Source organism: Nitrospirota bacterium (assembly GCA_030645475.1).
Classification (GTDB): Bacteria; Nitrospirota; Nitrospiria; order Nitrospirales; family Nitrospiraceae; genus Palsa-1315.
In genome coordinates this window covers 1-11034 of sequence record JAUSMA010000037.1, presented here as the reverse complement: position 1 = coordinate 11034, position 11034 = coordinate 1, and the positions used below count along the sequence as shown (strand labels likewise).

Genomic DNA, 11034 nt, shown 5'->3' with positions numbered 1-11034 from the left:
GGCGAAATCCTCGGCGGCGGCTATGGCCACCGCCATGCAGTGCCGTCCGGTGTTTATTGAGACGGAGAAAATATCCGGGCTCGGGCCGTGGTTGCTGCTGCGGGGGCTGATTCCCGTGTTCGTGGTGGAGGTGGCTCCGGGGGAGCGGAAGGGACTGCCGGACATCCCAGGCTATGCAGGCCCGGTCTTGGCGGTGACGGGATCGGAAGGCAACGTCGAGCGGGCTGGTCGGGCTGTGCCTTGTTGGACGGTGCCCATTCCCACGGCACAGGAGCGCGAAGGCTTATGGCATCACGCGATCGGCGAGGGTGCTTCGGCGGGAGCGTTAGCACAGTCTCATCGCCATAGCAGCGCGCGGATACAGATGCTGGGTGCGATGGCGCGTCGTCAGGCGTCGTTGCAGGGGCGAGTTTCTCCGGATGTGGCCGATGTGGTGGCCGTTTCGGTGACCGGGGTGGGAACGGGCTTGGATACCTTGGCGCAGCCATTGCGCGATCCGATCCCTCATGAAGCGTTAGTGGTCCAGGCTTCCCTGCGGCGGGAGCTGGACGTGCTGGCGGTTCGCTGCCGGTTGCGTGAGGGGTTGGCCTCACCGCTGGGGGTGGCTGTGACGACGCGGTATCGTCCCGGCGTCCGCGCGCTGTTTGTCGGTCCGTCAGGAACCGGGAAGACCTTGGCCGCTGGCTGGTTGGCGACCTTGTTGGGATTGCCGTTGTACCGTGTCGATTTGGCATCGGTGACGAGCAAGTATATCGGTGAGACCGAGAAGAATCTTGCGCAACTCTTTGCCCAAGCCGAGCGGTCGGACGTGGTCTTGTTGTTCGACGAAGCCGATTCGCTCTTCGGTAAGCGCACCGAGGTGAAGGATTCCAACGACCGTTTTGCCAATGCGCAAACGAACTATGTGTTGCAACGGATCGAGTCCTACGACGGGATCGTATTGCTCACGAGCAACAGCCGGAGCCGCTTCGACGGTGCCTTTTCCCGGCGGCTCGACATGATCATCGAATTTCCCGCGCCGGGGCCTGAAGAGCGGCGGGATTTGTGGCTGGCACATTTGGGGGCCGGACATCGGCTCACCACGCAGGATCTCAATCGATTGGCGGCCACGGCAGATCTGGCAGGGGGGCACATTCGGAATGTGGTGCTGACCGCAGCGGTGCTTGCACAAGAAGCGCGGCGGCTCATCAATTATGCGGATCTGTTGGTGGGCCTCGTCGCGGAGTATCGAAAGCTGGGCCGACAAGTGCCTGCAGATTTGTTGAGGTCGATGTAGGACGTCCTGTAGACGGGGTATCCGTCGTATTGGTGGGTGTGAGGTGAAACGCAATACGGAGATGTTCGGGTTGTGCGTCGGGGGTGGTCGGGTGACAAGAGCGAGTGTTTCAATGGCGTTCCGGGCGTAGACGGCAGGGAGGATCATGCTGACAGCAGCCGTGGCGACAACGCGTGTGCCGGAGGCTACACCCAAACAGCGGTTTGTATCGTCGCCCGCATCGTATGCTGACGATCTCGCGGTGAATATTTCCGCCGTCGGTCTTCCGTTATTTTTGCAACCCAAGCCCGCCATCAGTCAACCGAACGATCCTGCCGAGCAAGAAGCCGACCGTGTCGCCGATCAGGTCATGCGTATGGCCGATCCCGCGTTGGCTGAGCGGAGTATCGATTCCACCATGAACCATACCTCGTCGATTCAGCGTTTATGCCAGGGGTGCGAAGACGAAGAAGCGTTGCAACGTCAGACGATACCATCGATGCCAAAGCCTCTAAGCTCAGACCGTGACGCCGTCTCGGCTACCCTCCGTCAGGGAGGCCAACCGCTTGATCCCAACACCCGCGAATTCTTCGAGCCGCGTTTCGGCACCGATTTCAGTGCCGTGCGCATCCACACTGATGCCCAGGCTGTAGAATCAGCTCGATCCGTCAATGCCCTGGCCTATACCGTGGGGCGTGACGTGGTCTTCAATAATAGCCAGTACGCACCACACAGCGACAGCGGCAGGCGTTTGCTGGCGCATGAGTTGACGCACGTCGTACAGGGTGGCGGTCTCGGTCTCATTGCCCGTCAGGTCAGGGAGGGGCCTACGACTACAATCCCGGAATGGCACCCGGGCGTCGCGCATGGCCATACGCCGACGGGACGATGGACTGATGTCCAGGCAGATGCGGCTGCTTCTTGCGCGGCCATAACCGGCAGCATGGGAATGTTCGGGCCGACAGTAGGGGGAGCGGTCGATGCCAGCATTGCCTGTGCCTGTGCGTCAATGTCCCCTGCGGATGTACTCGCAGTTGCACGCAACACGGTGTTGTCGAGCTCACCACTCGGGCAAGCGCATCTCGATCACTATCTTGCCGGTGGAGGTGTCAATTTGGCGGAGGATCTTGCCGACGTCATTCGCCGCGATTCGGGGGTTCGTAGTGTGCTCGCTATGGCGATTACCAGCAGTTTAACCGGGTACGTCACTATTACGCAGCCTGACTATGCGGAAGAAGATTTTCAGAATGCGTTTGGCGCCATCGACCGGATGGACTACGCGGTTGATACTGCTGCGGGGACGGTTCAGGTGTGGTTCCAGGATCGCTACGAATGGCATCCGGCAGGCTATGGGTATTCCCTGTTCCCTGGTGATGGAGTCAGAGGGACCAATTGCGTCCATGCGGCTGCAGTCGAGATGCAATCGTTAGGTGCCACGGACTATTGGATGTTCGGTAATGCGACGGTTCCGCTCTCGCTGATCACTGGCGCCAGAGGTACGGGTTCCGCTCCAGGCACGGCTCTTTGACTCAGGCAAGAGAAGGATGAATAGAGGCGCGGTGAATGTGTGAAACCGGCTTCGAATTCAGGAACCCAGAATTGAGCCGTCGGTGAATTAACTCGGGTGGGAGTCTTTTCAAGACTCGCCAAGTAACGTAGCGCTAGGCTGAGATGACGAGCGTGAAGATGTCGACAATAGCTGTATCCATAAAGCGTGTGCCGGATGATAAGCGGGAGCAGACGATTGTATCGTCGCTCGGCCATTCCTCAAAAGGCGCTCTGTCGAGTTCGACTGCCGGAGGTTTTCCGCTTTTTCTGCAGCCCAAATTGGCCATCAGCCAACCAAGCGACCCCGCTGAGTTGGAAGCGGATCATGTGGCCGATCAGATCATGCGGATGCCGGAGCCGATGGTACAGCGGCAATGTGCGACTTGCGCGGCGGGTGGGTCTTCTTGCCCGGCATGCGAGGAAGAGGAGCCGGTGAGGGTATCGCGGAAGGCGCAAGGTGTCACGGTTGGCGATGCTTCAGCCTCGGTCGATTCGGTCCTTCGCTCGCCAGGGCAGCCGTTGGGTTTGTCTGCTCGGGCCTTTTTTGAACCACGGTTCGGACGAGATCTTGGCGATGTCCGTATCCATACGGATCAGGCGGCTCAGCAGTCGGCGCAGGCTGTGAATGCGTTGGCCTATACGGTCGGTTCCCATGTTGTGTTTGATGCCGGGCGCTATGCGCCTCATTCACCTGATGGGAAGCGGCTGCTGGGGCATGAACTGACGCACGTGGTGCAGCAGACAGGCGAGGATGCCTCCATGCCAAGTGTGGCACGAAAGCAGACTGACTGGCCGGCCTGGCATCAGAAGATTCTCCAGGATTTGATTTCGATAGTGAGCGTGACGGCGAAGGACTCGGAGGATGTGCAGTGGCGTTGGCTTCAGCGGTATCTCTGTGGTCTCCCTCAAGATCGTGCGCAGAGTTTGCATTCGCGATGGAATCGGGGCACATTAGCCGTTCCTGGTAACAGGGACGATTTCCCGCTGTTCGTGCTGCAACATTTCCCTGTGAAGTATGACGAGGTTATAGCTCTGCTTGATGCCATTGGAACAGGGAACAAGCCTGCATCATGTGACTTTCCGCAGCCAGCCCCCGATCCCACCCCGACCCCAGAAGTCGACGAAGACGAGGATCAAGAGGATGAGACTGAGGAAGCGCCGGACACGGACGAAGCCCCTGAGCCAGGATATAACGAGTGCGATGATAGCACCTATTGCACCCCGTACCCCGATTTAAAGACCGCCCAATTAGTGAAGGAGGTTGTGAAGGACAACTTGAAGACCTATGTATTTAAGTTTCTTACTGGCGAAGCAGAGGAGTTGTGGGAGGCCTACATGAGCCGAAAGCCCGGAGATGATATGACTCCGAGGGAGTTCAGGTCGCCCGATAGTACGTTAGCGGAAAAGTTTGGCGATGATGGTCTCACGCAGGATCACCAGGAAAGCATTCTCCAGAACATTGTCGCCAACGCCAAGAAGCAGGCGATTGACGTCTATGAGGATAAGCCTGCTTTCTACCGAGTTGAGCATCTTGCCGATGCGTCTTTGCTGAGTACTCCGCTTGAATTCGACGATGTCATTGGCTCACCGAACACAGCGTTAACGGCTGGCGGAGCTGGTGGAAATGACCGGAGGGCCGTTTCAGGCATGATCGCCATTGAGCCTTCAGTGAAAAATGATATTACGAATGAGCAGAATTACCGAATCACCACCCAGTTGAGTTTATGGGTGAAAGATACGATCGATTTTTGTCCTGGGAAATGTGGCGCCTGGCTTGAGCAGAAAACATTGACCGTGCCACTGAGCAGGCTGGAAGCGACAGGATTGGTTTTTGATGTTCCGTTTGAGGTGTATGCCGATATCCCAACATTGTCCTACGACTATCTGGAAAGCGATTTGAGCGTGAGGGTGATCACCTGACGAACGTGTTAGTTGTGGCCTCAGGTGGCCTAATCATGCGCATGCTGCTGTACGCAATTTCAAATCGCCATAGAAGGAAAATGGCTCGGGGTCTATGTCGATGAGTATGGGGAAGGGGTTGACCTGTGAGTCGCGAAAACGGGTGACAGCTAGATTCCTCTCTTGAATGGTTCTGTTGCCTGAAGGGGCTAATCAGGTGGCACCATGACACATTTGGTCTAGCCATTGCCGTGTTATTCAACTCTGGGTATCCATGATGAGAACCAGCATGTCCACAGCAGTCTTAGCGAGAAGGCGTCCTGGGGAAATTGCCCCTGGGCCGATGGTTGCGCGCTCAACTGCCTCTCTCACAAAGAATTCTACCTCTGGTTCCACCGCCGTAGGCCTCCCGACTTTTCTCCACCCCAAGCTGGCCATCAGCCAATCGAACGATCCCTCGGAACAAGAAGCTGATCGGGTAGTGGAACAAGTTATGCGGATGTCGATGCCGAGGGTGCAGCGAACATGTGCGGGCGGTGGGTTTTCTTGTCCGACGTGCAATGAAGAGGCGCCGGTGAGGGTATCGCGGAAGGCGCAAGGTGTCACAGTTGGCGATGTTTCAGCCTCGGTCGATTCTGTCCTTCGCTCGCCAGGGCAGCCGTTGACTGCATCTGCACGTGCTTTCTTCGAGCCGAGGTTTGGGCAAGACCTGAAGGATGTCCGCGTTCATGCGGACAGGGATGCTCAGCGGTCGGCGCAGGAGGTCAATGCTCAGGCCTATACGGTCGGTTCTCACGTCGTCTTCAACGCCGGGCGCTACATGCCTGACACTCCGAAAGGCCTGCAGTTGTTGGCGCATGAGCTGACGCATACGATTCAGCAGTCGATCTCTTCGAGTTGTGGAATAGGGCTTCAGCGTCAGCCGCTACCGCAGGAAGAGATCGAGATGCCAGCGGTGTTTGCCGCGGACCGGCGTAAGCGAACGTGGCGACAGTATGCTCGATTGCTCGGGGAGCAGGATGCCGCTCGAATTCGAAGAGACGGGACGTTGTCTTCCGACCTGCGCGATGAACTCAATGCCAAGCTGCGCTTCTTCGAAGACCAAGCACGCACAATGTATATTCGCGAAATTAAGCCGGCTTTATTTGAGGTTCTTGGGCGAGATGGGGCCACAGGGGCGATGCCACGTTCCACCCCAAAGAACCCCAGTTTGCTATCGTTGGATTATAACGGGCCTGACGTGTGTGGTGGGCAACCTTGTGCGACGGATGAAGAAATTGATCCTGACCTCTCGTTGGCCAGTCGTACCGGGCGCTCGGAGTTGCCACATTCAGCGTTAGGTCAAACGTTCTCGGCAGAGGTACGGATTCGTATCGTTGAATTGCTTGAGCATGACGTCGATCTGGCCTGTCATCCCCCGACTCGACGCTGTAAATATGCCAGAGCCACTCTTGAGACTTTTCTGAGGAGCGGGGAAATAGTCGAGTATCGGAATTACGATGGGGGGCCAGGACCCGCCAATCTGACAGCCTTATACGTATCGCTTGGATCGCTGGCGTTGGAGATGTGTCTCGCCAATCCTTTTGGCTGTGCCATGTCATTTGGCATTGCGGGCTCTTCGAGTAACGGGGGCTTTGAAGGGTGTGGTGCCGTGGCTGGGTTTGGCGCGGGGGTTACATTCCGGTTGCCGGGGGGTGCGAAGCTCCTGTCCTCGGTGATTCGCTATGCTGAGCGAGATATCATCGTCGTTGAAACTAGCCGGGGCCCGCAGGCTTTTTATCGATCAACCGGGATTAACAGTGGAAAGGAAGGTACGTGGCTTCCGTTCGACGGTTCTATCGACATGCCGGGTGGGTTTCTCAAGGAACGATTCACGAGCGGCGCCGGGTTGCTGGAGGGAGATCCATTGTTTCGATACGGTACGGGCGAATTAAAAGGGATCTCTGAACAACTTGGCAAGATGGCCCTCCCGACCGGTCAGGCGGTCGGGACTTCCTATGACGTTAACCTCTTGCTCCAAAAAATTGGCGCAAGAAACCCATTGGATTAGACGGGAAGATCTACGATGCCTCCAGCAGCGTTGGTTACCACACATGCTTTTGGCCTAACAGCCAGGAAAGCAGTCGAGCAGCTCCCTGCGCATTCCAAGAAAACTCCTGGGGCTGGTCTCCCGCTTTTCTTGCAACCCAAGTTGGCCATCAGTCAACCGAACGATCCCGCTGAAGTAGAAGCTGACCGGGTCGCCGAGCAGGTCATGCGGATGCCAGAGTCGAGGGTGCAGCGGCAATGCGTGGCCTGTGAGGAAGAGGTCTCGATTTCCCGAAAGCCTAGCGGTGTATCGGGTGAAGCGGTGCCGGCTTCGGTGCCATTGGTGCTGGGCTCGCCGGGCCATGCGTTGGATGCAGGAGCACGATCATTTTTTGAACCGCGCGTTGGCCGTGACTTGGGGCATGTGCGGGTCCATACCGATGCGCAGGCCAGCCGGTCGGCGACAGATGTTCAGGCGCTGGCCTACACCGTGGGTTCCCACATCGTCTTTCGAGTTGGGCAGTATGCTCCTGACGCGACGGAGGGGAAACGGTTATTGGGGCATGAACTCACGCATGTATTGCAGCAGGCTGGCACCGGGATGCGCGGGTCTGCGCATGTTCAACGAACGGTGGCGAGCACCAATTGTCGCGCGGGGGCCAATAGCGCGCCTGCCGATCCGACCGCAACGTTGACGGCACTTGACGCGCGTGCAGCCGGATTGGCGCAAGCGGCGGCGATTCTTACGGCCGTCGGATCCGCCTCTGCGACCATGGACATCGACGTGACGACACATCCGGTAGGGCAGGCCTTTGTCGCTCGATTCGGTCTGCCGCCTGCGGTTCGCCGAGGATTCCGGAATCGGTTTACCGGAGAGGTGTTGCCCACTCTCAACGAAGCGCTTTCAGAGGAGCTGGATCGTGTATCCCGACGCTTGCAGTCGATTGCTGATTTGTATTCCGGTCCGGTGCGGTATCGGTGCATTACCGGAGCGACGACATTCGCTGATTGTGATACACATTGCCGGGACCGATCCGCCTCTGCCTGTGAGGGCGTGCGCGTCATTTTTCTCTGTCCAACATTTTGGGCCATCGCGGGTCCGGAGAGGCAGGCGCTTTTGCTGATCCATGAAGGGGCCCATGTACGCTTTGGGAATCCCACCCATAGTGTAGGCGGTCGATTGCATAATTTCCGTCATCCCGAATGCCTGGCGAGTTTTGTGGCTGATCTGTTTGGACATGGGACCAACACCCCTGCGTGCCCTGTGCCCTAAACGCCGGCAATGCCCTGAGGCTCGCGTCAGTAACTCGTGAGACTGCCTTGAACGGAGATGTAGAAATGAAAAAGCGTCCCAACGTCTGTATCGACCGGATTTTGCCCAGAGACCTGATGCGTTTGCAGCGTACCAAGCCGATGCGAGATGGCGTGCGGCGTGCGATTGCGCCCATCGGAAAGACCTGGATCAATGGCTCGACGCTCAACATGCGATTTATGGGAGGCACCTCCACTGAGCAGACCGTCGCCAAGCAACAGGCTGAATGCCGAGATTCGGATTGTGTTTGATCGCAACGACGGGGCCTGGTCCTATATCGGCACCGATTGCCGTGGCATCCCGTTGGATGGACCGACGATGAACCTGGGGTTCCTCGAGGGCGGGACTGCGGGACATGAGTTTGGCCATGCCATTGGATTGGCCCATGAACATCAAAACCCTGCGGGCGGTATCCAATGGAACGAAGCTGTGGTTATTCGTGAAGCCGCCAAATCGCCGAACTTCTGGAGTGAAGAGAACGCACGCCACAACATTTTGCGGAAATATAGCGCCGCGCAAATCAATGGGACTGCGTTCGATCCGGACTCCATCATGCTCTATTTTTTCCTGCTTCCTGGACTCTCAACGGCATCGCGACCAAAGCCAATGATGTCCTGTCCTTGATGGATAAGGCGTTCATCGCCGGCGCGAAAATGTATCCGAAAACAGGCGGGACGACATCGACCGCCGTCGAGCTGCTCGTCAATGCCAAACGTCGCACCCAGGCCTCGATCGGGAAGGCGGGAGAAGAGGATCTCTATCGGTTTACGGCCGCAGCAGATGCGCGGTATGTGATTGATACCCTCGGTCAGACGGATGTGGTCATGAAACTGTTCGGGCCGAATAACGAGACTGCTTTGATCGCGGAGGATGACGATGCCGGTCTCGACTCCAACGCCAGAATCGCCGGAGACTTGATTGCCGGTGAGTACTTTGTGCAAGTTCGCCATTACAGTCGTCAGAGTGGGACCGGCAAGTACTCGACCAAGGTGCGAAAACTGTAAAGGCCTGTGGCTACTCACACAGCGATGCTGTGGTCAGTGAGGCGCGCATGGGGGAGGAGGAGGGCGCCCTATGGCTTTGTCTTCACAGAGCTGGCCAAGCAGTTAAAAGAAGATTGGACCGTCACCTTGTCGCATGAGGCGCTGGAGTTTGTCGGAGACTCGGAAGTGAATTTGCTGGTGCAGAGGCCACATCCTGCGGATCCAAAACGCACGGTCTTTCATTGGTATGAAATGTGTGATGCGGTGCAGGCGGAGAGCTACGAAATCGATGGCGTCAAGGTCGCCAACTTTCTGCTCCCCTTGTATTTCACCGGCGGAGAGGAAAAGGGTGGCCGGAAGGATTTTCTTGGGCGCGTCTACAATGGGAAGACGCTGCGATCGTTTGGGGTCAACCCTGGTGGGTATGTCGGATTTTTCGATCCGGCAACGGGCGATCATGACACGTTCTCTGCGAAGGGCGATGCCGTGGCGGCGCGTCGCTTTGTGTTGAAGTCGAAGGTGGAGGGGGCTTGGAGAGGCATCCGGTATCAGCGATATGCAACGATGCTCATCGAAGAAGTTCTCGTAGGGATATCGATGGATTGGAATCGACGGGCCAGAGGGGGGCGGATCGAGCAAGTGTGACGAGCCGATGTTAGGGTAGGCGATAGCGTCAATGAGGATGGCATAGTTGTATGTTGGCGAGATCGTTGTGAAAGCAGTCCTCGCGGCTCTGCGTGGTTTATTTCCTGGTGAATGAGGTGAAGTACATGCTGTCAGATCTTCAGAAGAAGTCGGCACAGGCCATTGTGAACATATTTGAAACAGGGAAAGCCCTCGGCGACTATGGCCGCGTCACCCTCCTGCCCGGTGATAGTGGGCACTTGACGTATGGGCGAGCGCAGACGACGTTGGCCAGTGGAAACTTGTACTTGCTCGTCACAGATTATTGTGAGGCTGATGACGCGTTGCTGGCGACGTCGCTCAAGAAGTATCTGAAGCGTTTGGCAAATCGGGATCTGGCACTGGATGGCGATGTGAAACTTCGCAGTTTGCTGAAGGAAGCCGGGGACGATCCCGTGATGCAGTTGGTGCAGGATGAGTTTTTCGACCGAGTCTATTGGACGCCGAGCGTTCAACATGCGGAAGCGATTGGAGTGACGAGTGGGTTGGGAATCGGCGTTGTCTATGATAGCCATATCCATGGGTCATGGGATCGGATTCGAGCGAGGACTGACGAACGGCACCAATCAGCGCAGGACATCGGGGAGCAGCAGTGGATTGCTCATTATGTGGCGGAGCGGCGAGAGTGGCTTGCGACGCACTCGAATCTGCTGCTCCAGCGGACCGTCTATCGGATGGCGGCCTTCAGGGAGATGATCGACGAGGGGCGATGGGGCTTGCCGTTACCGTTTCATGTTCGGGGTGTGCGCGTCGATGAAGGGGTATTGGGCAGTGGTGCGCCGGTACGCGTGTCGGCAGAGGAAGTGGGCGTACGCGTGCTTATGTTACAGACGCCACGGATCAAGGGAAAGGATGTGACGATTGTGCAGCAGGCTCTGATTCGGGCGGGGCTGGCGATCTCCGTCGATGGGACATTTGGGCCGACGGTGGCGAAGGCCGTTACGCGGTTCCAGCAGAAGCAGGGTCTGAAGGCCGATGGTATCGTCGGCCCGGCGACCCGCGCGGCTCTCGGACTCTAGCCGTCAGATCTTACGGATAGGGCCTCGCCTGCTCCTGCTTCAGAATTGATGCGATTCGGGCTTTTTGCGCTTCGATTGATGTCGGGGCCTCTTGGCTTAGGGTGATCTTCTGCCAAGAGGATCTCATCGCAATGCGAAATTACATGATTCTATTGAGCGATGCAGTCTCGCGTGCCAGTCAAATACTCCAATGCATTCGGTAGCTTATGATTGCTCTCCTCTCGCTAGGCCCCGGCGCCTCTCCTGCGACGTCGTTGCTAGGTCTTTTGAGCCAATGGACTTAGTTCCTCTGGTGTATTGAGTCGT

10 protein-coding genes are annotated in these 11034 nt (G+C 57.4%); all 10 read left to right on the top strand.

Annotation, left to right across the window (positions count from 1 at the left end; genetic code table 11):
• A partial coding sequence (locus tag Q7U76_08315) for an ATP-binding protein (protein ID MDO8356375.1) occupies window positions 1–1276 on the top strand: 1276 nt, incomplete at its 5' end.
• Window positions 1277–1421: 145 nt separating this feature from the next.
• The gene (locus Q7U76_08310) at window positions 1422–2783 is read left to right on the top strand and encodes a DUF4157 domain-containing protein (GenBank protein MDO8356374.1); all 1362 of its coding nucleotides are present in this window, start codon (window positions 1422–1424) and stop codon (window positions 2781–2783) included.
• 158 nt (window positions 2784–2941) lie between these two features.
• Complete coding sequence (locus Q7U76_08305; protein MDO8356373.1) at window positions 2942–4723, top strand: DUF4157 domain-containing protein; 1782 nt, start codon at window positions 2942–2944, stop codon at window positions 4721–4723.
• Between the two features lie 553 nt (window positions 4724–5276).
• Window positions 5277–6752: a DUF4157 domain-containing protein gene (locus tag Q7U76_08300; protein MDO8356372.1), complete on the top strand. Its 1476-nt coding sequence runs from the start codon at window positions 5277–5279 to the stop codon at window positions 6750–6752.
• Between the two features lie 15 nt (window positions 6753–6767).
• A complete protein-coding gene (locus tag Q7U76_08295; GenBank protein MDO8356371.1) occupies window positions 6768–8003 on the top strand; it encodes a DUF4157 domain-containing protein in 1236 nt (411 codons plus the stop codon).
• 65 nt (window positions 8004–8068) lie between these two features.
• Entirely contained in the window at window positions 8069–8293 is a 225-nt protein-coding gene (locus Q7U76_08290) for a hypothetical protein (GenBank protein MDO8356370.1), read from the top strand.
• Entirely contained in the window at window positions 8286–8666 is a 381-nt protein-coding gene (locus Q7U76_08285) for a M12 family metallopeptidase (protein MDO8356369.1), read from the top strand. The genes Q7U76_08290 and Q7U76_08285 overlap by 8 nt, the downstream gene beginning before the upstream one ends.
• Complete coding sequence (locus Q7U76_08280) at window positions 8666–9046, top strand: PPC domain-containing protein (GenBank protein MDO8356368.1); 381 nt, start codon at window positions 8666–8668, stop codon at window positions 9044–9046. The genes Q7U76_08285 and Q7U76_08280 overlap by 1 nt, the downstream gene beginning before the upstream one ends.
• A gap of 24 nt (window positions 9047–9070) precedes the next feature.
• Entirely contained in the window at window positions 9071–9670 is a 600-nt protein-coding gene (locus Q7U76_08275) for a hypothetical protein (GenBank protein MDO8356367.1), read from the top strand.
• Between the two features lie 125 nt (window positions 9671–9795).
• A complete protein-coding gene (locus Q7U76_08270) occupies window positions 9796–10728 on the top strand; it encodes a peptidoglycan-binding protein (protein ID MDO8356366.1) in 933 nt (310 codons plus the stop codon).
• The last annotated feature ends 306 nt before the right edge of the window (window positions 10729–11034 follow it).

Excerpts from the sequence above, each read along its gene's own strand:
- Q7U76_08305 (MDO8356373.1), top strand. The coding sequence starts at position 2,942 with ATGTCGACAATAGCTGTATCCATAAAGCGTGTGCCGGATGATAAGCGG.
- Q7U76_08310 (MDO8356374.1), top strand. The coding sequence starts at position 1,422 with ATGCTGACAGCAGCCGTGGCGACAACGCGTGTGCCGGAGGCTACACCC.
- Q7U76_08275 (MDO8356367.1), top strand. The coding sequence starts at position 9,071 with ATGCTGTGGTCAGTGAGGCGCGCATGGGGGAGGAGGAGGGCGCCCTAT.
- Q7U76_08295 (MDO8356371.1), top strand. The coding sequence starts at position 6,768 with ATGCCTCCAGCAGCGTTGGTTACCACACATGCTTTTGGCCTAACAGCC.
- Q7U76_08280 (MDO8356368.1), top strand. The coding sequence starts at position 8,666 with ATGGATAAGGCGTTCATCGCCGGCGCGAAAATGTATCCGAAAACAGGC.
- Q7U76_08270 (MDO8356366.1), top strand. The coding sequence starts at position 9,796 with ATGCTGTCAGATCTTCAGAAGAAGTCGGCACAGGCCATTGTGAACATA.
- Q7U76_08290 (MDO8356370.1), top strand. The coding sequence starts at position 8,069 with ATGAAAAAGCGTCCCAACGTCTGTATCGACCGGATTTTGCCCAGAGAC.